The organism is Pandoraea cepalis, from assembly GCF_902459625.1.
Classification (GTDB): domain Bacteria; phylum Pseudomonadota; class Gammaproteobacteria; order Burkholderiales; family Burkholderiaceae; genus Pandoraea; species Pandoraea cepalis.
Genome location: NZ_CABPRY010000010.1, coordinates 1 through 21,385, shown reverse-complemented (window position 1 = coordinate 21,385; position 21,385 = coordinate 1). Strand labels below are relative to the sequence as shown.

Genomic DNA, 21,385 nt, shown 5'->3' with positions numbered 1-21,385 from the left:
CGCCCATGAAGGCCATGTTGCGTACGGTACTGTTCCTCGATGCGGCGCTGAATCTGGCACTCGGTGTGCTGTTGATTGTGTCGTTCTGGTCATCGCTGTATGCGGCCATTGAAGTGCCCGCGCCATCGCCCGTGCTGTATGCGCAGGCGCTGGGTGTGGCCTTCGTCGGCGTGGCCTGGCTGCAATGGCACGCGACCGTGAACGGCCAGTTGACGGCGACCGTCGCGAAAGTGACGGGGCATATCAATTGGGTGATCGGTGCGTTCGTGCTGGGGTGGCTGATTTCCGGCCAGTTGGCGGTGACGGGGGGGGGCAAGTTGTTGATGCCGGCGCTCGGGGCCGTCTTGCTGGTGGTGGGCGCCATTCTCGTCAAGCTGGCGTCGAGCGTGCGCACTAAAGAGCGCGTGCAGGCGGCGCAGCAGGCAGGCGGTCGCGGACGTGGTGGGGTCGTGAGCGACCCCCGGCGTGACGCACCTTACGATGATCCCGATGCCCGGGCCGGCGACGAGGCCCGAGGCAAGCGCGCTGAACCGCGCATGGAGGCGCCTCGCGGCGGCTCCGCTTCCGTCAATACCACACCGGTCGCGCCTGCGGGCACCACCGGTATTGTCACGCCCGTGCCTTCCGCCACGGCGCCGACGTCCAACGAATCCACTTCCTCCGTACCTCACGATGCACGACAAAATCCTCATTCTTGACTTCGGTTCGCAAGTCACCCAGCTCATTGGCCGCCGCGTTCGCGAAGCGCACGTCTACTGCGAGATCCACCCGAACGACGTGTCGGACGAATTCATTCGTGAATTCAATCCGAAGGCGATCATTCTGTCGGGTAGCCACGCGAGCACGTATGAGGATCAGGATCTGCGCGCACCGCAGGCGGTCTGGGATCTGGGCGTGCCGGTGCTGGGCATTTGCTACGGCATGTTTGCGATGACGGTTCAGTTGGGTGGTCAGGTCGAGGCGAGCCATCATCGCGAATTCGGCTACGCCGAGGTTCGCGCCCAGGGCCATACGCCGCTGCTCGACGGCATCGAGGATTTCCGTACGGCCGAAGGTCACGGCATGCTCAAGGTGTGGATGAGCCATGGTGACAAGGTCACGCAGTTGCCGCCGGGTTTCGTGCTGATGGCGTCGACGCCGAGCTGCCCGATCGCCGGCATGGCCGACGTGTCGCGTCGCTACTATGCGGTGCAGTTCCATCCGGAAGTCACGCACACCGTGAAGGGCCGTGAGCTGCTGGAGCGTTTCGTGCTGGAGATTGCCGAGGCGAAGCCGGACTGGATCATGCGCGACCACATCGAGGAGGCCGTGAAGGCGATCCGCGAGCAGGTGGGCGACGAGGAAGTGATTCTGGGCTTGTCGGGCGGTGTCGATTCGAGCGTTGCGGCGGCGCTGATTCATCGCGCCATTGGCGACCAACTGACGTGCGTGTTCGTCGATCACGGTCTGCTGCGTCTGAACGAAGGCCAGATGGTGATGGAGATGTTCGCGGGCCGCCTGCATGCGAAGGTCGTGCATGTGGACGCCGCCGAGCAGTTCATGGGGCATTTGAAGGGCGTGACTGATCCGGAGCAGAAGCGCAAGATTATCGGGCGTGAGTTCGTCGAAGTGTTCCAGGCGGAAGCGAAGAAGCTGAAGAATGCGAAGTGGCTGGCGCAAGGCACGATCTATCCGGACGTGATCGAGTCGGGCGGCGCGAAGACGAAGAAGGCAACGACGATCAAGAGCCACCACAACGTGGGCGGCTTGCCGGAGACGCTGGGTCTGAAGCTGCTGGAGCCGCTGCGCGACCTGTTCAAGGATGAAGTGCGCGAGTTGGGCGTGGCGCTGGGTCTGCCGCACGATATGGTCTATCGTCACCCGTTCCCGGGCCCGGGTCTGGGTGTGCGCATTCTGGGCGAAGTGAAGCGTGATTACGCCGATCTGCTGCGTCGCGCCGATGCGATCTTCATCGAAGAGCTGCGCAACACGGTCGAGCCCAACAGCGGCAAGACGTGGTACGAGCTGACGAGCCAGGCGTTTGCGGTGTTCCTGCCGGTCAAGAGCGTGGGCGTGATGGGCGATGGCCGCACGTATGAGTGGGTCGTGGCGCTGCGTGCCGTGCAGACGCAAGACTTCATGACGGCGCATTGGGCACACCTGCCGCATGACCTGCTCGGCAAGGTGTCGAACCGCATCATTAACGAAGTGCGTGGTTTGAACCGGGTCGTGTATGACATCTCGGGCAAGCCGCCTGCGACGATCGAGTGGGAATGATTCGGCGTCCGGCACTGGCCGGCATCCACTGTCAGTAACACACACCTAAGCCCGCGATTTTGCGGGCTTTTTTGTATTCGTGTCTGGCAATGGCTGTTGTCGCGGGCATTCGCTCACGAACGTCAATCATCGCCTTCAAGTTGAAACGATCCCCTCATGACGCTGACGCATTTCCCGCCAACACGAATCCGTGTCTGCCCGTCATGCAAGTCAATTCTGGCCCTGAGAATGCTGGGTCGGCCCATGTCAACGCCTTGAGCAACGCATAATGCCAACTCTGGCACCCCGCGCACGTGTGCGATGAGCGCTGCAGTCGCTGCTGTTGCGCTGCCTGTCGCGGGGTCTTCCGTCATGCGTGGCGTGAACATGCGGGCCTCCAAATCACAGGCGTGTCCCGCTCTCGCATGGTCGACATCGCGCGTATAAGCGTAAATAGAGACAGCGCCGTCGATTGGCAGAAGGCCTTTGAATGCCACTAGATCGGGTACGCATCGCCTTAGCGCATCGCGTGAAGCAAGTTCGACGACGAGAAACGGGAGGCCAACTGACGCGACCTGAGGCGCATGAGCGTCGAACCGAATATCGTCAACGCTGAGTGAGAGACAAGCCGCCACACGATTTTCGGCGACCTGTGAAAGCTGCGCCAACGGTTCCGGCGCAATGAGTTCAGCACCAAGAATCGTCGCTCCCTCCTTCAACAGGCTCACCGGAACAAGACCGGCGAGCTCCTCAAAGACGAGCAAGTTCGGCACCTCCACACCATGTGACGCAGCCTGTGAGGCGAGCACGAATGCGGTGCCGATGTTCGGGTGTCCCGCGAAAGGTATCTCGCGACTTGGCGTGAATATCCTTACCCACGCAGTGTTTGAAGCATCGCTGGGAGGCAAGACGAATGTCGTTTCGCTATAAGCGAACTCGCTGGCGATTGCCTGCATCTGACGGGTAGACAAGCCGGCGGCGTCAAGCACGACGGCGACGGGATTGCCCTTAAATTTCTCGGCTGTGAATACATCGGCGGTGACGTAGCGTCGATTCATAGTTTGCTTTGGCCCGTTGATCGTCATTCCCAATCTCGATGATCGGTTGCAAGGCGTCAAAGTGAGAGACAGTTCTGCCCTGAAAGGCGGAGCCAGCGGACAATTTGGCGCATGCGTCGAATGATCGGTAGTCGCCGGCTAGCGTCCGACTGCCAAGCGCGACGATCACATCGGGCGCGGACCCCATGCGGTCGATATCACATGACCTCGTGCAGTCCTTTGACGATCTCAGTAGCCGCCGCTCAGTCAACGATGAAGAGCTTGGCACCCGTCTTCGTATAGGACTGGTGCGGCTCCGCGTTATCGCCAACCTGATAACTCATGCCGGTTGTCAAGACGAACTTCCGCCCATCTTCGAGGGTTGTTTCCAACTCGCCTTCCAGGCAGAAAAGAACGTGACCTTTTTGACACCAATGGTCCGCAAGATAGCCAGGAGCATATTCCACCATCCGCACTCGAATTTGATTCGGTTTTTCACCAAAAAAGCGTGTGCGCCAATAAGCTACCCCGGTTTCCCCTCTGTGCTCCGTTGTCTCGACTTCCGCCCAGTGGGTCGTGCCGAAGGCAAATGCGTCCATTTTCATAAGGCTATTTCCTCGTCAACGTTGGTCTTGTGCGCATACGCCAATCCGCCATCGTGCTCCGTGCCTCATTACCGCATTCCGACGGCTTGGCGCCAGGGGAGATTGTTGCGGGATGACCGAACTTATTGTTCACGAACTACGCAGCAATGTCGAAGGCTCCTTCATGGCCGAGCTGTGACCGACGCGGTTAGATGTGGCGCACATGGCGACCGTTCGATCCCCCGCGGGCCTGCTTCGGTTCTGTTGCGCTCAGACAGTGGCCTGGTGTTTACCTCGCGAAGCTACACGGTGCTGGCGCGCGGTTACCGATTGCGCCAAGCATTAATCACGCCGCATTGCCCGCAACAGGACGACATGGTTGAGCGCGTGATCCGTACCTTGAAAGAGCGCTGCGTGAATCGGCAACGCTTCGAGACAATCCAGCATGCTGCAAGCGTAATCGGTGCCCGGATACGCTTCAATAACCACCGGCGCCCACACCAGGCGCTCGGGTTGAAAACCCCCGGTTGAGGCATTCGCATTAGCCGCTCAATCTGAGCAGGTGCCGCTGAGTCGTTACATTAGCGCGAGTGGTCCTCCTTGTGAAGTTCGCCCCGCCACGGCTGGTGAATCTGCCGCGTCATGGTGGAGACGGCCACGACGGCCGCGGCGATACCCGATGCCGCGCCAACGCCGAGTGCCCAGCGTGGACCCAGATGGTTCGCCACCCAACCCACGATAGGTGCACCAATCGGCGTACCCCCGAGCGCGATGGCCACGCGCAGTGCCATCACCCGTCCCCGCATGGCGGGCTCGGTCGTGAGCTGCATCAGGCTGTTGGTCGCGTTGGTGAAGGTCAAGGCGGCTACCCCGATGACGACCAACGCACCGGCGAACAGCCAATAGTTCGGGGCAATAGCGGCCAGCGCGCAACCGAGTCCGAAAATCGTGGCACCGATCAGCAGCGAGGTGAATTGTGGCCGACCGCGGCCGGCGGCCATCAGTGCTCCTGAGACAGTACCGATGGCCATGATCGACGACAGGAGGCCGTAGCCACGTGCATCTGTATGGAAGACACTGACGGCCATGGTTGAGATGAAGATCGGGAAATTCAGTCCGAACGTACCGATCAGGAACAACATGGCCAGGATCGCCTTGAGGTCTGGTCGAGACCCTACGTAGCGTAATCCCTCGGTCAGACTACCCTTGGTTCGGTGTGCCCGTGCGTTCGCATGCAGACCGGAGGTACGGAGCAGAAACAGGGAGGCCAGTACTGCGACGAAGCTGGCCCCGTTTAACAGAAACGCCCAACCGACGCCAACCGAAGCGATGACCAGACCGGCCATCGAGGGCCCGATCATTCGCGCCGCGTTGAACGAGGTCGAGTTGAGCGCGACCGCGTTGGGCAGGTCCGCATCGCCGACCAGTTCTGTCAAAAAGGTCTGGCGCACGGGGGCATCAAAGGCCGAAGCGCAGCCGGACAGAAAAGCGAATACATAGACATGCCAGAGATGGACGCGACCCGTGACGGTGAGAAGCCCCAGCGCCAAGGCAAGAATACCCATCATCGCCTGGGTCGCCATCAGGAGCTTGCGCTGGTTGTAGTGATCGGCCGCGAAGCCAGTCCAGGGCAGCAGCAGGAGTTGTGGCCCGAACTGGAGCGCCATGACCGCGCCCACGGCCGACGCATCGTGATGGGTGAGTTGGGTGAGGACAAGCCAGTCCTGGGCCGTGCGCTGCACCCATGTCCCGACATTCGAGACCAGCGTTCCAGCCGTCCAGATCCGGTAGTTGAAGTTCTTCAGCGAACGGAAGACGTCCGTTGCTGCCGCGCTCACGAATGCTCTGGCGTATTGCCGCCGTGGAAGCGGCCAAATAGCCGCGCAGAAAGTAGTCCGATGGCGAGGATGCCGAGCCCGAATGCGACGGCATCGCGCGTGCTCCTCAGGTCGAAATCACCCATGCGGAAAATGAGCGAGTGGCTGATGACCAGATTGAGAAACCCCCAGAGCACATTTACCGTTGATGAGGATAGGCCTTGCCCTGGCGGTTTCGCGAATGGGCTCTGGAACGGTTTTCCCATCACGCCGGCGACGAAATGCGGCACAGCGTTTGCGAGAAACGCACCGCCGAAGAAGTAAGAGACGAGATGAAGCCATACCATTTTCAGGCGCTCCTTGTCGACAATAGGTCGATGACGTCTTGAACCGTGCCCGTTTCCCCCAACTTCGGGAAAACGTTCTTGATGCTGTAGTCATGCACCTCGGAACGTGCGTCCGTCATGGCGTCGAGGGGCAGGGTGACATTGAAGCCGTGCTCGTATGCCTGACGCGCGGTCGCTTCGACGCCAGTCCCGGTGGCGACACCCGCGATAACGACTTGGGTGACGCCCAGCGTCTTTAGCTGGTTCTCGAGGCCGGTGTTGGCGAACGCACCCCAGGTTCGCTTGGTCACGACGATGTCGCTGGGCTGCTGATCGAGTTCGGGAATGAAGTCGGTCCACCCCGCCGGGAACGATCCGCTGTGACGCGGCCGCTCGGTACGCCCCGGCGCAACGCCGGCAACGTTGACGAGAACGACCGGCAGGCCGCGTTCGCGAAACGCATCGAGCAGTGCGCGCGAACGATCCACTATGCCGTCAACGGGATGAATGAGAGGGGAGCCGACGATGCCATTTTGCAGGTCAACGATGATAAGCGCGGTATTCGGGTCGAGCGTGGTGAGGGCCATGCTTTTTCCTGAAACGGGGTGGTGCTGGCTCAGAAGTCGGCGAGGCGCTGCAGCAGCTTCACTGCAGCCGCGAGTTCGCCTTGCTCCTGAGGGGATAGTTGCGCCTGCAGGGCGCGGACCAGCCAGTCTTCTTTGGCAGTCCGGCTCTCCTTGAGGGTCTTCCGAAAACCAGGCGTCAGGTCGACGAGGGTTTGCCGACCATCGGTGGGATCGGGTTTGCCGCTGACGGCCTTCATCGCCTCTAGTCCGGCCACCGTGATACGCATGGACTGCGGACGGACGCTCTCCGCACGGGCCAGGGCAGACACGGTGGCGGGCCCGTCGCGGTCCAGGCGGAGAAGTACCGACTTCTGGGCGGACGTGAAGTCACCCGGATGGGCTTGCTCCCTCACCCGTCGAATCAGTTTGCCTAGTGAAATGCGCAATTCACCCGCTAGGATGGCCGCTGATGGTGCCTTGGATGTGAGTGACGACTTGATCATGTCCAAACCATAGCATGACTACAGTTTAACTGTACAGTTTTGCTGTATTGATAATCGCGCTGTGGAGCCGGAATGCGAGAAGTATGTGAATCCAACGCCTGTGGCGGCTGCGACGTCGGCGCCGGTCAAGCGGATCACGCTCGACGCGTCGTTGCTGTTCGGGTTCAACCAATTCGCGCTCAGCGATTTGCGGCCGGAAGGGCGCGCGAAACTTGACAGTATCGCGGCCTCGCTTGGCGATAACGTGGCGCACGGTGAGCGTATCAAGGTCGCGGGATACACCGACCGAATTGGATCTCAAGCCTACAATCAGCAGTTGTCGCTTCACCGAGCCCAGACCGTTCGCGACTATTTCGCCAGCCGTGGCATCGATGCCCATCGGATTGATGCCGTCGGTATGGGGAGTGCGAACCCGGTGTCTTCGGAATGTCCCGACGGACGTTCGACGGCCGCTGTGCAATGCCTCGCAGTTGACCGCCGAGTGACCATCGAAACGGTCCCTGTCGTCGCCAGTCAACCGCATTGATCGAGTTCCGCAACCTGTGCGCCGGACAGAGGCTTGCCGATTTGCTTTTTTGGACGATGCCGTTCAGTCAGCGCACTGAACGGCATTGGGGTGAAGGGGCGGGTGCCACCACTGGCAACGCCAACGCTCGCCTCGGAGCTCAGTCGACAGCACCTCGCCCCAACCCCGTTACGGCTTGCAGGATTGCCACACGCGCCTGCCCCAGAATCTGCCCTTGCCAAATCGGGTCCTCGAAGCAGAACGCCGCGCGCACCGCGGCTCGAATCGCCGCTGCCTGTGCAGTCGGTGCTTCCGGATGCTGACGTAGCCACGCATCGGCCCGCAGCATGTGCAGCATGTCGATCAGGGGGACCGTGCCATATTCGATGGCCATGGCGGTCACCTGCGCATCCGGACACGCAAACCGCAAACTGTCGAGCAAGGGTCCGCCAACGTTGGATGCCACCGTCGTGCCGTCGACCGGACTGGCCAAATCGGCACCCCACCAGGCGCGCGCGCGCTTGAGTTCGGCAGCGTCGACGCGTCCCACGCTGATCTTCTCGCCATGACCGGGTGGACCGAGCCCGGTATGAAAGTCAATCCACCCCACCGCGTCGCACGCCTGCGCATGCTCTTTGAACAACGCGTCCATCAGGCGGGTGCTCGCCACCGGCGCCCGCCCGCCATAGAACAATCCGTCTGCAAATCGATATTGCCCAAGGGTCAACGCGCGCTGATACGCCGATTCACCATACGCGGCGATATAGTCCGCTATCGCCGCCGCATTGTCGTCCGACGGCGGCCACGTTGGTGGCACGAGCAGCGCGTGCAGATCGGCATACGCATCGTTGACCGGCACCGGCTGCGTGAAGTCGATGCTGTTGCGGTTCAAGTCCACATTGTCTTCGTTGGTCCGCGAGAGCCACGAGAAGCCGTAAGGATTGATGGCATGCACAACGAGGATTGCCACATCAGCCGCCGCCAGGCGGGCCTGTAGCCCTGCATCGCCCAGCAGTGCTATTTGCGCCGCACTGCCGCAAAAGCCCTCTACGCCATGCGTGCCCGACGTCAGAATCAATAGCCGACGCGTATGCGGTGCCCCAAGCCGCACAACATCCGTGGCCAACACCTCGCCTTCGCGCCCGGTAATGTCGGGAATCACATGGCTCGTCACCGCGACGCCAGCCGCACGCGCAGCGTCGGCGAACCGCTCGCGCGCCTGGGCATAGGTCGCAGAGAAAAAATTGGCTGCCATAACGTGTCACGCGACCAGGAAGGCTTCCGCCAGTCGAACCCAATACGTGGAGCCCAGCGTCAGCACGTCATCGTTGAAGTCATAGCTTGTGTTGTGGAGCATGCATGGGCCGAGCCCGTGCCCGTGCGCGCGGTGATCGCCCAGCCCGTTGCCGATATACGCATAGCACCCCGGCCGCTCTTGCAGGAAAAATGAAAAGTCCTCCGCGCCCATGGTCGGGTCGATCGGGTAGACAACGTGGTCGCGCCCGACGATCTCTCGCATGACATCGACGGCGAACTGCGTCTCGGTCGCCGTGTTGACGGTCGGCGGGTAATTGCGCACGAACGTGAAGTCCGCCGTACAGCCATAGGCGGCCGCCGTCGACGTGCAAAACTCCCGCATGCGAGTCTCCACCAGATCGAGCACTTCGATGGAGAACGTACGCACGGTGCCGGCCAACGTGGCGGTGTTTGGGATGACGTTGATCGCTTCGCCCGCCTGCATTTGTGTGATGGATAGCACGGCAGCATCGATCGGACGCTTGTTGCGCGTCATGATGCTCTGCAGGCCGGTACCGATCTGCATGGCTGTCAGGACCGGGTCGATGCCATCGTGCGGCATGGCGGCGTGCGCGCCCGTCCCCTTGACGACGATCCGGAACTCATTGCTCGACGCCTGCGTCGCACCCACGCGTGCACCAAAACTACCGGCGGCGAGTCCCGGCCAATTGTGCAGCGCGAACACCGCGTCGACCGGGAATCGCTCGAACAGGCCGTCCTGAAGCATGGCCTTGGCGCCGCCACCGCCTTCTTCCGCGGGCTGGAAGATGAACACGATCGTGCCGTCGAACGTGCGATGCGTGGCAAGGTGCTGCGCAGCGCCCAGCAGCATGGCGGTATGACCATCGTGACCGCACGCATGCATCTTGCCGGCATATTGCGAGGCGTGCGCAAAGCTGTTGAGTTCCTGGATGGGCAGGGCATCCATGTCGGCACGCAGACCGATGGTCTTCTTGCCGGTGCCGTTGCGCAACACGCCGACGACACCTGTCTTGCCGAGGCCGCGGGTGACCTCGATACCCCAGGATTCGAGCAGACGCGCAACGATGTCGGACGTTCGCGCTTCCTCGTAACGCAGCTCCGGGTGGGCGTGGAGGTCGCGGCGAATGGCCTGCAACTCGGTGGTGCGTTCAGCGATTTCGGGAATGATGGACATGTAAGCGGGTTCTCCATGGAGGCCCCGATGGCGCCGCCGCCGGCGATCGTCAAGAAAGCCGGGGCGCGACATTGGCCATGGGGCGCGTTGTGGGACAGAAGTGGGTCAGACACGCGCGAGACGACGTCCCGCGCATGGGGAGCGATGCGCGAATCGTTACTGCAGCGGCATGCGCGAGCGGTCTTGCAGCATCAGGATCGTGATGAGGCCCACTGCCGCGCCGAACATTCCGTAGTACACGACAGCGAGCTTGTCCCCCGTCCAACTGATGAGAAGCGTGGCAATGGCGCCGGCGAAGCCGCCGAAGATCATGACCGCGAAGTTGTAGCCAATCGCCATCGACGTGGCACGTACTCGCGATGGGAAGAGTTCACAGACGAAGGCGCAATACGAGCCCTGGAACAGGCCGAGCGAGAGCATCAGGCAGCACTGCACGAGGATCAGCATCGGCAGTGTCGGCGTGTGACTCACGGCCAGGAACAGCGGATACGTGATGACCAGGCTGATCACGCCGGACGCGACCATCGGCTTCTTGCGGCCGATGACGTCTGAAATCCGACCCGATGCAAAGGTGCCGACGATGTAAGCGACCGCCGCGCACAGCGACGCGATCACGCTGCTCTTGAACGGAATGCCCAGCGACTTCGTGGCGTAACTCGGCATGTAGTAATAAAAGATGTACGTGCCAATGGTGCCGTACACCGTCAGGCCGAAGCCGGCCAGCACCTGTCGCCAGTGCGTGGTCACCGATTCGATGAAAGGCGAGCGACGGGGCTCGGCATGCTGGGTGGCGTGCTTGAACACCGGGGATTCGTCCAGGCGCGAGCGCACATACAGGCCGACCGGCACGATCAGCAGGCCGATTGCGAAGGGAATGCGCCATCCGAATGCGTCGATTTGCTCCGGTGTCAGGGTTTGCGTGATGCCCACCGATACGATGGCCCCGAGCAACATGCTGCAGGCCTGAGCGATCATCTGGAAGCTGCCGTATACGCCGCGTCGTTCGACCGGGGCATGCTCGACCAGAAAGGCGGTGGCGCTGCCCACTTCGCCGCCGGCGGAAAAGCCTTGCAGGAAGCGGCCGATCAACATCAGCACCGGTGCGGCCATGCCGATTGACGCATAGGTCGGCGCAAAGGCGATGACGGCGACACCGACCGCCATGACAGAGATGGTCAGCAGCAGGGCCGACTTGCGGCCATGCCTGTCGGCGACGTTACCCAAAACAATGCCGCCGAGCGGCCGCGTGAGGAACCCCACGCCAAACGTCGTCCAGGTGGCGAGCAGGGCGGCGGTCGGGTTATCGCTGGGAAAGAACTGGCGGGCGATGTTGGCCGCGAAAAACGTGAAGACCGTGAAATCGAACCATTCGAGCGCATTGCCGATCGTAGATACCGCAATCACGCCTACGTCGATACGTTTGCCCGATCGTTCCGGGGCTGTCGGGGTAGCGGCGCTGTCGCGCTCAACTGAAACTTCCATGGAGAGGCTCCTGTCTCGAAGTTTGACCGTGGCAAGCCGGATTTACTTGCTCCGACTGATTCTGCTTGTGTAAAAAAATCAATAAAAGCTAGAATTTGTGATCCGTCATCGCAAATATTTTGATGAATTCGCGGTCGACGGGATCTCGACACGACCCGCGAGGAAACCCGTGAGCAACCTGCGATTCATGCGCACTTTCATAGCGGTGGCTCGGTACGGCTCGTTCGCTTCGGCGGCCGAACGTCTGGCGATGACGCAGTCGGCGGTGAGCATGCAAATGCGCGCGCTGGAAGAGGAGTTCGGTCACGCAATATTCGATCGGGTGGGGCGTTCGATTGCACTCAACGCCATGGGCCGGGCGTTGCTGCCGCACGCGCAGTTGTTGCTGGCGCAATACCAGAACATGCGCATATTGGCGTCCGGCATCGAGTCGCCCGTCGGCCCTGTCGCGATTGGTGCGATCGAGTCAGCGGTGAGCGCGTTGGCGCCCGCCGTGCTGCAGATCAAGCAGGCGCGCCCGGGCCTGGAGGTCTCGATCGTGACCGCGCGCTCGATGGAACTGACGGCCCAGCTCGACGCCGGTGATATTGACTGCGCGGTGCTGGTCGAGCCGCCGGGGCGTCGGCCCGCGGGGGTGCGCTGGACGCCCTTGTATCGAGAGCCTTTGGTGATGCTTGCGCCTTCCGGAATGAAGCAGGCGTTGAGCGCGCGGCTGCTGGCGACGGAACCCTTCCTGCGATTCGACCACACACAACGCACGGGGGCGCTGATCGATCGCGCTTTGCGGCGTCAGCGCATCAAGGTCAACGAATTCCTGGAGTTGAGTTCGATTGAGGGCATTGTGGGGCTGGTGCGGCAGGGACTCGGCGTCACCGTCGTGCCAATGCTGCGCAACGCCACATGGGCGCAAGAAGACACCCTGCGCGTCGTCGCGCTGCCCGACGTGACCGAGCAACGTAGCATTGGTCTGCTGGCGCGTGTGCGCGACGACAAGACCGGCATTACGAGCGTCATCGCGCAGCAGGTCCTGGCACAGGCTTGAGTTTGCGGGCAGCCACGAGTGGCGTTCTCAAGCTAGCTCCAGACGGAGGGGCGTCCATCGGAATGTCAGCCTGACGATCGTGGCCGTGCCTGTATCGATAGTTCCCGAGGGATAGAGCCGCTCCAATCTTGTGCGCGATGGGGGAGGGAGGCAGCCATACCGATTTGATCCGGTGAAGGCAGGCGCGCGACGCTCACACCGAGCGCGTCAGTCCGCCATCAACGCGAATGTTCTGTCCGGTGATGTACCCACCGCCTTCCGACGCGAGGAACGCCACGGTTGCGGCGATCTCTTCCGCCGTGCCGTAACGCTGCATCGGCACGCTCTCACGGCGCGTCTCCTGCTGCGGCAGGCTGTCGATCCATCCCGGCAACACATTGTTCATCCGCACGTTGTCCTTCGCGTACTTGTCTGCAAACAGCTTCGTGAACGATGCCAGACCGGCGCGAAACACCGCGGAAGTCGGAAACATCTCGCTCGGCTCGAACGCCCACGCCGTCGAGATGTTGATGATCGCGCCCGCACCTTGCTTCTGCATGACCGGCGTCACCAGCCGCGTCGGGCGTATCACGTTCATCAGATAGGTGTCCATGCCGCGGTGCCAGTCGTCGTCCGAAATCTCCAGAATCGGCGCTCGCGGTCCGTGACCGGCGCTGTTGACCAGCACATCGATACGTCCCCAGCGGTCGACGGCCAACGCGACCAGCGTCGCCAGCGCCTCGTTCGATTGATTCGACCCCGTCACGCCCACGCCACCCAGCGCCGTGGCCAGGGCCTCGCCCTTGCCCGACGACGACAGGATGCCGACTTTGAAGCCATCTGCCGCGAGACGCCGCGCCGCGGCAGCGCCCATGCCACTGCCGCCCGCCGTAATCAACGCCACTTTTTCCACTGTCATACCTAACCTCCAGAGACGCTGGCATGCCCACAACGGCAGCCCGCATTACGATTCGCGTCTGAAAGCGTAACATCTCGGCGCATCCCCGATGACACACCGGCTCGCTACCAGGGAACCCGGTGTTACGTGGGCGGCCATCGCTCAGAAAAACCGCGCCTCGGGGCGGCATTGGGCGTGAGGCGGGTCGAGCGACATCCGGCCGCGATGGCCGTCATAGGGGGCAGCCCGCTTGTCGAGCCGTTGCTCGATGAGGCGCCGGCCGCGCGCTCGGCCGCGGGGGATTGCGACAAACGGTCATCGCGTTGCGTCGCTTGCGGGCGGGTAGGCGCTAGGCGCCGTCGCAAGACAATGGCGCATACCGCGAGTGACTTCGTGTCATCATATGGCATGGTCCAGATCCCACTCTTCCCGCTTGGCAACGCCCTGTTTCCTGCTGGGGTGTTGCATCTGCGCATCTTCGAGGTGCGCTATCTCGACATGATCAAGCGATGTCTCGCCGAGGGCACCGAATTCGGTGTGGTCGTCCTGCGCAAGGGCAGCGAGGTACGCTTGCCCGACGGCGTCGAGGAGCCCGCCATGATCGGCACGATGGCGCGCATCGACGACTGGCGCGCGACCATGCCGTCGCTGCTCGAGCTCGTGTGCCGTGGCACGACCAAGTTTCGGCTCGCGTCCGTCGAGCAGGGGAAGTACGGTCTCTGGACGGGCGAAGCGCAAATGCTGCCGGACGACGTCGACATCGCCATCCCGGACAACTTGCAGATCAGTGCCGACACACTGGGCAAGCTGATCGCCGGCTTGCAGCGCGACCCGGCACGCGCGGCAAAATTGCCGCTCGCACCGCCGTATCGTCTGGACGAGTGCGGGTGGGTCGCGGATCGATGGGCCGAGCTGTTGCCGCTGCCGCCGCACGAGAAAGAGGCCCTGCTGGGCATCATCGATCCGGCGGCGCGTCTGTCGCGCATTCAGGCGTTCCTGACCGATCACGGCGTGCTGTCCTGAACGCCAACCCGGGCAGGGTCCGGGCGCTCGTTTCGTCAAAGCCGGCCACACAGGCGATAATGCCGCCTGCAACGACTTTCCATGCCGACGTTCCGCGCCGTGCCGCAGCCAGCGGTACCGGGGGGCGGCGGCATCGTCACAGAAATCCATGACAGTCCAGATCAACGAAGAACTCAAGGCATACATCGATCCGCTCACGCCTGATGAATATGCGGCGCTCGAACAGAGCCTGCTGGTCGAGGGATGTCGCGACGCCCTTGTACTGTGGGGCGACGTGCTGGTCGACGGCCACAATCGCTACGCGATTTGCCGCAAGCACAACATCGAATTCCGCACGGTGCAGAACCTGTCGTTCAAATCCATGGACGATGTGCGCCTGTGGATGATCGACAATCATCTGGGCCGGCGCAGCGTGTCCGATTACCAGCGCGGCGTGCTGGCGTTGCGCAAGAAGACCATTCTCGAAGCCCGCACCGGTAGCGACAGTCCGGCGAAAGCCGAGGCGCCGCCGGCCGCTTCGGCGAGCGATTCGGCCGAGGCAACGGGGGGCAATGCGTCGATCCCCGCGCATACGATGGCGCTCACGCGCGCGGCGTTGGCGCGTGCGGCGCGATTGTCGAGCAATACGCTGGGGCAGATCGAGCAGATCCACACGGCGGCGGCGCCGGAGTTGGTGGATGCCGTCAAGCGTGGGGAGGTGTCGATCAACGCGGCAGCGGCCGTCTCGACCTTGCCGCAGGCGGCACAGGTGGCCGCGGTGGTCGCTGGCAAGCAGGAGTTGCGTGAGCTGGCGCGTCAGGTGCGTGAGGCGCGTCCGGTCAAGCCACGCAAGAGGAAGGACGATGAGATCGCTGACGAAGACGACGGCACGCCGCCGTGGGACACCACTGCGGAGCCGACCGACGAACTCACGCGTCTGTCAAAGGAACTCAAAGCCATGACCGCCGAGCGCGATGCGCTCAAGAAGCGGGTGGCCCATCTGACCATTGCGCTGGCGGAGGCGCGAGCGGGCAAGTAAGTATGCGAACACCCAGATCCCAAGCCCTTCATGAGGCCATCCGCGACACGCTGCGAGACGAAATCTTGCGCGGCGTGCTCCCGGGTGGGTATCAACTGCGTCAGGAAGCCCTTGCCGAGCGCTTCAACGCAAGCCGGGTGCCGGTGCGCGAAGCGTTGCGGCAATTGGAAGCGGAGGGGTTGGTTACCCACCATCTGAACCGTGGCGCGACCGTGACGAGCATGAACCTCGAGCTATTGTGCGAGTTGCTCGACATTCGTGTCGCGCTCGAATGCCATGCCGCGAAGCTTGCCGTGCCCAACATGGCGGAGCGTGACTTCCAGGGGATGGAACAGATCCTGGCGGACTATTCGGCGTCCGAAGCCGTCTCGGAATGGGCCGAATACAACCGGCGCTTCCATCTTGCGCTGTCGGCGCCCGCCAACAACCGCCGTTTGCGGATGCTCGTCGAAGCCTACTGCCTGAACACCGACCGCTACTCGCATCTGGCGATGTCGCAGGCGACCGGCAAAGAGAACCCGCAGCACGATCACTACGAAATTCTCGCAGCATGCCGGCGTCGCGACGTGGTGGCGGTCGTGTCCCTGCTTGAGGCGCATATCCTCGCCACCCGTAACGAAATCAAGGCGATGGCGCGCGAAGACGCCAGCTTCCTCCCGCAGGCTGCTGTCTGAGTCGCCACAGTCGATCGCAGCGGTCGACGCCCCGATTCGCCCTTATTTGTGAATTCAGTGCACGAATCTTGTTCGTCTGCGGGGGCTTCTTGTGTGCGCGCGAATCCGGGACACTGTGCACTTCCGTCGCGCCGTTCAACGGGCGTTGATTTTCCTGGCGCGACGCATCTGACAGGAGTTGCACTCATGAGTCTTCCCGCCTTTGGCCTCGGCACGTTCCGTTTGAAGGGCCAAACCGTCGTCGATACCGTTACCCAGGCGCTCGCGCTGGGATACCGCGCGATCGACACCGCGCAGATCTACGAGAACGAAGCCGACATCGGGCGCGCAATGGCGGCATCGGGCGTCAAGCGTGACGCGTTGCATCTGACCACCAAGATCTGGGTCGACAACTTTTCCCGTGACAAGTTGATTCCGAGCCTGAAGGACAGTCTCTTGAAGCTCGGCACCGACCGGGTCGATCTCACGCTGATTCACTGGCCGTCGCCGGCCAACACAGTGCCGATGGCGGAATACCTTGGCGCGTTGCGCGAAGCCCGCGAGCAGGGCTTGACCTGTGCCGTCGGCGTGTCCAATTTCACCGTTGCGCTACTGCAGCAGGCCATTGACATTGTGGGGCCTGGCGAGCTGGCGACCTTGCAGATCGAGCTGAGTCCATACCTGCAGAACCGCAAACTGGCGGAATTTGCGCGGTCGCAGGGCGTTCACGTCACGTCATACATGACGCTGGCGTACGGAAAAGTCTTGAACGATCCGGTGCTCGTGAAAATTGCCGAGGCGCACGAGGCGACCACGGCGCAAGTCGCCCTGGCGTGGGCGATGCAGCAGGGATACGCCGTCATTCCATCGTCCACCAAGCGCGAGAATCTGGCGAGCAACATGAAGGCGTGCGACCTGAGGCTAAGCAATGACGACATGGCACGGATCGCCACGCTCGATCGCAACGAGCGTCAGGCCAATCCGGCGTCGCTCGCGCCGGCTTGGGACTGAAATACGCGCGAGTCGGGGGATTGCGGGTGCGGCGGGGGATTGCGGAGCACGCGCTCGATGTGTGACGGTGGCGGGGCGTGTGCGAGAATAGCGCATTGCCGATAGCGGCCAATTGCGCTGTGCGGGGCGCGTCCGAAACGGGGCGGGCGACGCGCGGCGGCTTTTCGTCAACGTTTCATGAATCGAGATTTACCCGCCACCGACGAGACCTACATGGGCCTGGCGCTGCAGCAGGCCCGCGCCGCGATGGTGCAGGGAGAGGTACCGGTCGGCGCCGTCGTCGTTTGCGGCGGACAGGTGATTGCCGTTGGACACAACTGTCCGGTCGGCGGCCATGACCCGTCGGCTCATGCCGAAATGCAGGCGCTGCGCGCGGCGGCACAGGCGTTGGGCAACTATCGCCTGCCGGACTGCGAGCTGTACGTGACGCTCGAGCCGTGCGTCATGTGTGCGGGTGCGATCATGCATGCGCGCGTGAAGCGCGTCGTGTATGGGGCGGCGGATCCCAAGACCGGGGCATGCGGCAGCGTGGTCGACCTGTTCGCGGAACCTCGGCTCAATCATCATGCCGAAGTGCTCGGCGGGGTCATGCGCGACGAGTGCGTCGACATTCTCCAGACCTTCTTCAGTGAACGACGTGCCGCTGCGAAGGCGCGTCGCTCGTCGGCGGCCGCCGAGGCGGTGGGCGAGACCCCAACCCCAACACCGGGATCCCTCAATTGACGCAGACCAGGCTTCTCGAACTGATTGCCCCGTCGGGCTACGCGCCCGACCCCGACGTCGCCTCGCGCGGCATCGCGACATTGGAGCGACTCGGCTACACCGTCAGCAATCGCGAGGCGCTTGCGCGTCGGTACTTGCGCTTTGCGGGAACCGATGCCGAGCGCGTTGCCGAAATCAACCAGTTGGCGGGGCGTGACCATCCCGTGCCCGAGATCGTGCTCGCGGTGCGCGGCGGATACGGCGCCGTGCATCTGCTCGACCAGCTCGACTACGACGGCCTGCATCGCCGGTTATCGGGAGCACCGGTCGCCATCATCGGTCATAGCGACTTCACGGCCGTGCAGTTGGCACTGTTGGCGCAGGCCCATCTCACCACGTTTGCGGGGCCGATGTTGCTGGCGGACTTCGGGGCCGAACCGCTGAGCGATTTCACCCTGACGCAATTCCAGTCCGTATTGCGTTCGCCGAGTCATGTGGCCGAGTGGCAGGGCGATGGGGCGAGCGGCGATATCGACGTATCGGGCACCTTGTGGGGCGGGAACCTGGCGATGGTCTGCAGTCTGATCGGTACCCGGTACCTGCCGCAGATCGAGGGGGGCGTGTTGTTCGTCGAAGATGTCAACGAGCCGCCGTATCGGGTTGAGCGGATGCTGTACCAGTTGCATCAGTCCGGCATTCTGGCGCGTCAACGTGCGTTGGTGCTTGGGGATTTCTCACAGTACCGAGTGACCGAATACGACAACGGATACGACATGCCTGCGATGATCGAGAGCGTGCGTAAAGCGATCGGCATTCCGATCGTGACCGATATGCCGTTTGGTCATTGCCCCGACAAACTGACCTTGCCGGTGGGCGGACAGGCCAGACTGCAGACATCCGGGGCGCAGGTCACGCTGACGCTTACGGGATATCCCTGTCTGTATGCGTAATTTCCAAGCGAGCGCCGACTGAGCGTTCGGTAAAGCGGCATAGTGGCAAGCGAAAGCACGCCGGGTCGATACAACGGCCCGGCGTGCTTTTTTGTTGTTGCGTAGATTGATGCGTATTGGGTGAAGATATAGGATTTTTTGTGCTATTTGAGGGTATTTTTGGCGGATTTGTCGCGAGCTGAAATCCGCGGGCGGGGAGGGTGCCGAATGAGCCTGAGCGAAGGAGTACGCGTGAAAGGGCGGGGTCGTGCGGGGGCGACTATACGTTTAAGCACAGCCTGAATATCCGAATCTGGCTATGTTTCCGCGGGATGGATTTGGCTACACTGCTTCGATCGTTTCGCCATTCCCCGAATGCCAGGACACCATGGCCAACCACATTGCAAGTTCCAGCGACTATCCGCGCGACCTCATCGGTTATGGCCGTCACGTACCGTTTGCCGACTGGCCGGGGCGTGCGCGCATTGCCGTTCAGTTCGTTCTGAATTACGAAGAAGGCGGCGAGAATTGTGTATTGCACGGTGATCGCGCGTCCGAGCAATTCCTGTCCGAGATCATTGGCGCGGCGGCGTACGAAGCGCGTCACATGAGCATGGAGTCCATTTACGAATATGGGTCGCGGGCGGGCGTGTGGCGCATCTTGCGCGAATTCGAGCGCCGCGGGCTGCCGTTGACTGTGTTTGGCGTGGCGATGGCCATGCAGCGCCATCCCGAGGTGACAGCCGCTTTTCAGGAATTGGGGCATGAGATCGCGTGTCACGGGTGGCGCTGGATTCACTACCAGAGCATGGACGAGGCGACTGAGCGTGAGCACATGCGCATTGCCATCGACATCTTCAAGGAAATGACGGGGAGCGCACCGCTGGGTTGGTACACCGGTCGTGACAGCCCGAATACGAGGCGTCTGGTGGTCGAGCAGGGCGGGTTCGTGTACGACTCCGACAACTATGGCGACGACCTGCCATTCTGGACACAGGTGCGGACCGGGACGGGGGACGTCAAGCCTCACCTTGTCGTGCCTTACACCCTTGATTCCAACGACATGCGCTTCGCGGCACCGCAGGGCTTCAATACGGCGGATCACTTTTTCCATTATCTGCGCGATGCCTTTGACGTCTTGTATGCGGAAGGGGACGAGGCGCCGAAGATGTTGTCGGTGGGCATGCATTGCCGCTTGCTGGGTCGCCCAGGGCGATTTGCGGCGTTGCAGCGATTCCTCGATCACATTGAGAAACATGATCGTGTGTGGGTGTGTCGTCGAATTGACGTGGCACGTCACTGGCAGGCCCGCCATCCGTACGTGGCGGCGTGAGCGAGCAGATTTGGGTGAGGCGGCTACGTCGGGAACCGGCGTGGTCACTGGTAGAAATTTGAATCCGACAGGCGTCACTGGGCTGTGCGAAAAGCATGGCGGGGCGCCACCTTTGTTCTCCGGGAGAGCAGTGAATGAACGCCCCGTTGTCTATGACCCAACGTACCGTTGCCGAACTGTCGGCGTTGCCCCGTGCCGAGTTCGTTGCGGCGCTCGACGGCATCTTCGAGCATTCGCCTTGGGTGGCCGAAGCGGCTTGGGACGACCGTCCGTTTGCCACCGTCGAGGCGTTGCAGGACGCCCTGTGCCAGGCCGTCATCGATGCTGGCGAAGGCCCTCAGCTCGACCTCATCCGTGCTCACCCGGAATTGGCGGGCAAAGCGGCCGTACGAGGCGAACTGACGGCCGAGTCCACGCGTGAGCAGGCAGGAGCGGGGCTGGACCAGTGCAGTGCCGGCGAATTTGCGCGACTGACCGAACTCAACGATGCGTACAAAGCCAAGTTCGGGTTCCCGTACATCCTGGCGGTGCGTGGGCATACGCGTGCCAGCATCATCGAAAACTTCGCGGCGCGCGTTGCAAACAGCCGGGCGGACGAGATCGAAGAATGCTTGCGACAGATCTTCCGTATCGCCGGATTCCGTCTGCAGGATCTGGTTCGCGACTGAACCGTAAGGAGACCGGCCGGATAGTGTCGGCCCGAGCGGTTCCCGTGCGTTGCAACCCGATTCGCCCCGTTTCAGACATTACCCAGCACCAAGGAGTTGGCATGGCCCTCGCCCCGCAAGACCCGAACGCACCGGAATTTGTGCGCCGTTACGTGAACTTGGCTGATCCGCGCCTGGGTGCGCAGGCGTTGGAGGCCAGCGACGAATTCTTCGCAGCCAAGGAGCGCATGCTCAATCCAGAGCCGGCCGTCTTCATCCCGGGCAAATACGACGACAACGGCAAGTGGATGGATGGTTGGGAGACACGTCGCAAGCGTGTGAACGGCTACGACTGGTGCGTGGTCAAGCTGGCGCGACCGGGCGTGTTGTTTGGCGTTGACCTCGACACCAGCCACTTCACCGGCAACTTTCCGCCGGCCGCGTCGCTCGAGGGTTGCCACAGCCCGGACGGCGCCCCGGGCGAGTCGGCCGAGTGGTTCGAATTGCTGGCGTCGACCAGCTTGCAGGGCAATGCGCACCACTACCATGCGATCACGCAGTCGCGCGCGGTGACCCATGTGCGAGTGAACCTGTACCCCGATGGTGGTCTGGCGCGTTTGCGCGTGTATGGCTTGCCGCAGAG

23 protein-coding genes and 1 pseudogene are annotated in these 21,385 nt (G+C 62.4%); 14 read left to right on the top strand and 10 right to left on the bottom strand.

Annotation, left to right across the window (positions count from 1 at the left end; genetic code table 11):
* The first annotated feature begins 5 nt into the window (after positions 1 to 5).
* Complete coding sequence (locus PCE31107_RS18400) at positions 6 to 698, top strand: hypothetical protein (protein WP_150610152.1); 693 nt, start codon at positions 6 to 8, stop codon at positions 696 to 698.
* Positions 673 to 2,256 carry a glutamine-hydrolyzing GMP synthase gene (gene guaA, locus PCE31107_RS18395; protein WP_130025819.1) on the top strand — a complete coding sequence of 528 codons (1,584 nt, stop codon included), beginning with the start codon at positions 673 to 675 and terminating at the stop codon, positions 2,254 to 2,256. Before PCE31107_RS18400 ends, guaA begins: the two co-directional genes overlap by 26 nt.
* 122 nt (positions 2,257 to 2,378) lie before the next feature.
* On the opposite strand, the gene PCE31107_RS18390 is transcribed toward guaA, so the two are convergent.
* Both PCE31107_RS18390 and PCE31107_RS18385 read right to left on the bottom strand, forming a co-directional pair.
* A complete protein-coding gene (locus PCE31107_RS18390) occupies positions 2,379 to 3,320 on the bottom strand; it encodes a PhzF family phenazine biosynthesis protein (protein WP_246181880.1) in 942 nt (313 codons plus the stop codon).
* Positions 3,321 to 3,535: 215 nt separating this feature from the next.
* Positions 3,536 to 3,877 (bottom strand): DHCW motif cupin fold protein, encoded by a 342-nt coding sequence (locus PCE31107_RS18385; RefSeq protein WP_130025820.1) that lies wholly within the window; start codon positions 3,875 to 3,877, stop codon positions 3,536 to 3,538.
* 354 nt (positions 3,878 to 4,231) lie between these two features.
* On the opposite strand from PCE31107_RS18385, the gene PCE31107_RS23720 reads away from it, so the two are divergent.
* The gene (locus PCE31107_RS23720) at positions 4,232 to 4,387 is read left to right on the top strand and encodes a transposase (RefSeq protein WP_246181884.1); all 156 of its coding nucleotides are present in this window, start codon (positions 4,232 to 4,234) and stop codon (positions 4,385 to 4,387) included.
* A gap of 50 nt (positions 4,388 to 4,437) precedes the next feature.
* On the opposite strand, the gene PCE31107_RS18375 is transcribed toward PCE31107_RS23720, so the two are convergent.
* From PCE31107_RS18375 to PCE31107_RS18360, 4 genes are read right to left on the bottom strand one after another with little or no spacing between them, the layout of a single operon-like run.
* Positions 4,438 to 5,694, bottom strand: a complete 1,257-nt coding sequence (locus PCE31107_RS18375) for an MFS transporter (protein WP_150610150.1) — start codon at positions 5,692 to 5,694, stop codon at positions 4,438 to 4,440.
* A complete protein-coding gene (locus tag PCE31107_RS18370; protein WP_150610148.1) occupies positions 5,691 to 6,020 on the bottom strand; it encodes a hypothetical protein in 330 nt (109 codons plus the stop codon). Before PCE31107_RS18370 ends, PCE31107_RS18375 begins: the two co-directional genes overlap by 4 nt.
* A 2-nt stretch (positions 6,021 to 6,022) precedes the next feature.
* On the bottom strand, positions 6,023 to 6,586 hold the full coding sequence (locus tag PCE31107_RS18365) for an isochorismatase family protein (RefSeq protein WP_150610146.1): 564 nt from the start codon (positions 6,584 to 6,586) through the stop codon (positions 6,023 to 6,025).
* 29 nt (positions 6,587 to 6,615) lie between these two features.
* Positions 6,616 to 7,068, bottom strand: coding sequence for a MarR family winged helix-turn-helix transcriptional regulator (locus PCE31107_RS18360; RefSeq protein WP_130025824.1), 453 nt, complete (start codon positions 7,066 to 7,068; stop codon positions 6,616 to 6,618).
* A gap of 85 nt (positions 7,069 to 7,153) precedes the next feature.
* On the opposite strand from PCE31107_RS18360, the gene PCE31107_RS18355 reads away from it, so the two are divergent.
* The gene (locus tag PCE31107_RS18355; protein ID WP_174966716.1) at positions 7,154 to 7,594 is read left to right on the top strand and encodes an OmpA family protein; all 441 of its coding nucleotides are present in this window, start codon (positions 7,154 to 7,156) and stop codon (positions 7,592 to 7,594) included.
* 139 nt (positions 7,595 to 7,733) lie between these two features.
* Here PCE31107_RS18355 and PCE31107_RS18350 read toward each other — a convergent pair whose 3' ends face one another.
* The 3 genes from PCE31107_RS18350 to PCE31107_RS18340 form a co-directional block, all read right to left on the bottom strand.
* Positions 7,734 to 8,828, bottom strand: coding sequence for a M14 family metallopeptidase (locus PCE31107_RS18350; RefSeq protein WP_150610142.1), 1,095 nt, complete (start codon positions 8,826 to 8,828; stop codon positions 7,734 to 7,736).
* A 6-nt stretch (positions 8,829 to 8,834) separates the two neighbouring features.
* Positions 8,835 to 10,025 (bottom strand): M20 aminoacylase family protein, encoded by a 1,191-nt coding sequence (locus PCE31107_RS18345; protein ID WP_150610140.1) that lies wholly within the window; start codon positions 10,023 to 10,025, stop codon positions 8,835 to 8,837.
* A gap of 156 nt (positions 10,026 to 10,181) precedes the next feature.
* Positions 10,182 to 11,507, bottom strand: coding sequence for an MFS transporter (locus PCE31107_RS18340; RefSeq protein ID WP_017232069.1), 1,326 nt, complete (start codon positions 11,505 to 11,507; stop codon positions 10,182 to 10,184).
* Between the two features lie 169 nt (positions 11,508 to 11,676).
* Between PCE31107_RS18340 and PCE31107_RS18335 the strand changes: the two genes are divergently transcribed.
* The gene (locus tag PCE31107_RS18335) at positions 11,677 to 12,549 is read left to right on the top strand and encodes a LysR family transcriptional regulator (protein ID WP_130025829.1); all 873 of its coding nucleotides are present in this window, start codon (positions 11,677 to 11,679) and stop codon (positions 12,547 to 12,549) included.
* A 193-nt stretch (positions 12,550 to 12,742) separates the two neighbouring features.
* Here PCE31107_RS18335 and PCE31107_RS18330 read toward each other — a convergent pair whose 3' ends face one another.
* A complete protein-coding gene (locus PCE31107_RS18330) occupies positions 12,743 to 13,447 on the bottom strand; it encodes an SDR family oxidoreductase (protein ID WP_150610139.1) in 705 nt (234 codons plus the stop codon).
* A 387-nt stretch (positions 13,448 to 13,834) separates the two neighbouring features.
* Here PCE31107_RS18330 and PCE31107_RS18325 point away from each other — a divergent pair, with 387 nt between their 5' ends.
* The 9 genes and pseudogenes from PCE31107_RS18325 to PCE31107_RS18285 all read left to right on the top strand — a co-directional run.
* A complete protein-coding gene (locus tag PCE31107_RS18325; RefSeq protein WP_165385276.1) occupies positions 13,835 to 14,449 on the top strand; it encodes an LON peptidase substrate-binding domain-containing protein in 615 nt (204 codons plus the stop codon).
* A gap of 148 nt (positions 14,450 to 14,597) precedes the next feature.
* Positions 14,598 to 15,467: a ParB N-terminal domain-containing protein gene (locus PCE31107_RS18320; protein WP_150610137.1), complete on the top strand. Its 870-nt coding sequence runs from the start codon at positions 14,598 to 14,600 to the stop codon at positions 15,465 to 15,467.
* Between the two features lie 2 nt (positions 15,468 to 15,469).
* A complete protein-coding gene (locus PCE31107_RS18315; protein ID WP_240756246.1) occupies positions 15,470 to 16,141 on the top strand; it encodes a GntR family transcriptional regulator in 672 nt (223 codons plus the stop codon).
* Positions 16,142 to 16,327: 186 nt separating this feature from the next.
* Positions 16,328 to 17,131 (top strand): 2,5-didehydrogluconate reductase DkgB, encoded by an 804-nt coding sequence (dkgB, locus tag PCE31107_RS18310; RefSeq protein WP_150610136.1) that lies wholly within the window; start codon positions 16,328 to 16,330, stop codon positions 17,129 to 17,131.
* A 177-nt stretch (positions 17,132 to 17,308) separates the two neighbouring features.
* Positions 17,309 to 17,854 (top strand): tRNA adenosine(34) deaminase TadA, encoded by a 546-nt coding sequence (tadA, locus tag PCE31107_RS18305; RefSeq protein ID WP_150610135.1) that lies wholly within the window; start codon positions 17,309 to 17,311, stop codon positions 17,852 to 17,854.
* On the top strand, positions 17,851 to 18,783 hold the full coding sequence (gene ldcA, locus PCE31107_RS18300) for a muramoyltetrapeptide carboxypeptidase (protein ID WP_150610134.1): 933 nt from the start codon (positions 17,851 to 17,853) through the stop codon (positions 18,781 to 18,783). Before tadA ends, ldcA begins: the two co-directional genes overlap by 4 nt.
* 367 nt (positions 18,784 to 19,150) lie before the next feature.
* Positions 19,151 to 20,095 (top strand): allantoinase PuuE, encoded by a 945-nt coding sequence (gene puuE, locus PCE31107_RS18295; protein ID WP_150610133.1) that lies wholly within the window; start codon positions 19,151 to 19,153, stop codon positions 20,093 to 20,095.
* 146 nt (positions 20,096 to 20,241) lie between these two features.
* A complete protein-coding gene (gene uraD / locus PCE31107_RS18290) occupies positions 20,242 to 20,763 on the top strand; it encodes a 2-oxo-4-hydroxy-4-carboxy-5-ureidoimidazoline decarboxylase (protein WP_370363962.1) in 522 nt (173 codons plus the stop codon).
* A 101-nt stretch (positions 20,764 to 20,864) separates the two neighbouring features.
* A pseudogene (locus tag PCE31107_RS18285) lies at positions 20,865 to 21,385 on the top strand (allantoicase); the annotation flags it as partial.

What these genes read in the sequence shown, in the direction of transcription:
- PCE31107_RS18400 (WP_150610152.1), top strand. Translation starts at nt 6, where the DNA reads ATGAAGGCCATGTTGCGTACGGTACTGTTCCTCGATGCGGCGCTGAAT.
- guaA (WP_130025819.1), top strand. Translation starts at nt 673, where the DNA reads ATGCACGACAAAATCCTCATTCTTGACTTCGGTTCGCAAGTCACCCAG.
- PCE31107_RS18390 (WP_246181880.1), bottom strand. Translation starts at nt 3,320, where the DNA reads ATGACGATCAACGGGCCAAAGCAAACTATGAATCGACGCTACGTCACC.
- PCE31107_RS18385 (WP_130025820.1), bottom strand. Translation starts at nt 3,877, where the DNA reads ATGAAAATGGACGCATTTGCCTTCGGCACGACCCACTGGGCGGAAGTC.
- PCE31107_RS23720 (WP_246181884.1), top strand. Translation starts at nt 4,232, where the DNA reads ATGGTTGAGCGCGTGATCCGTACCTTGAAAGAGCGCTGCGTGAATCGG.
- PCE31107_RS18370 (WP_150610148.1), bottom strand. Translation starts at nt 6,020, where the DNA reads ATGGTATGGCTTCATCTCGTCTCTTACTTCTTCGGCGGTGCGTTTCTC.
- PCE31107_RS18365 (WP_150610146.1), bottom strand. Translation starts at nt 6,586, where the DNA reads ATGGCCCTCACCACGCTCGACCCGAATACCGCGCTTATCATCGTTGAC.
- PCE31107_RS18360 (WP_130025824.1), bottom strand. Translation starts at nt 7,068, where the DNA reads ATGATCAAGTCGTCACTCACATCCAAGGCACCATCAGCGGCCATCCTA.
- PCE31107_RS18350 (WP_150610142.1), bottom strand. Translation starts at nt 8,828, where the DNA reads ATGGCAGCCAATTTTTTCTCTGCGACCTATGCCCAGGCGCGCGAGCGG.
- PCE31107_RS18345 (WP_150610140.1), bottom strand. Translation starts at nt 10,025, where the DNA reads ATGTCCATCATTCCCGAAATCGCTGAACGCACCACCGAGTTGCAGGCC.
- PCE31107_RS18340 (WP_017232069.1), bottom strand. Translation starts at nt 11,507, where the DNA reads ATGGAAGTTTCAGTTGAGCGCGACAGCGCCGCTACCCCGACAGCCCCG.
- PCE31107_RS18330 (WP_150610139.1), bottom strand. Translation starts at nt 13,447, where the DNA reads ATGACAGTGGAAAAAGTGGCGTTGATTACGGCGGGCGGCAGTGGCATG.
- PCE31107_RS18325 (WP_165385276.1), top strand. Translation starts at nt 13,835, where the DNA reads ATGGTCCAGATCCCACTCTTCCCGCTTGGCAACGCCCTGTTTCCTGCT.
- PCE31107_RS18320 (WP_150610137.1), top strand. Translation starts at nt 14,598, where the DNA reads ATGACAGTCCAGATCAACGAAGAACTCAAGGCATACATCGATCCGCTC.
- PCE31107_RS18315 (WP_240756246.1), top strand. Translation starts at nt 15,470, where the DNA reads ATGCGAACACCCAGATCCCAAGCCCTTCATGAGGCCATCCGCGACACG.
- dkgB (WP_150610136.1), top strand. Translation starts at nt 16,328, where the DNA reads ATGAGTCTTCCCGCCTTTGGCCTCGGCACGTTCCGTTTGAAGGGCCAA.
- tadA (WP_150610135.1), top strand. Translation starts at nt 17,309, where the DNA reads ATGAATCGAGATTTACCCGCCACCGACGAGACCTACATGGGCCTGGCG.
- puuE (WP_150610133.1), top strand. Translation starts at nt 19,151, where the DNA reads ATGGCCAACCACATTGCAAGTTCCAGCGACTATCCGCGCGACCTCATC.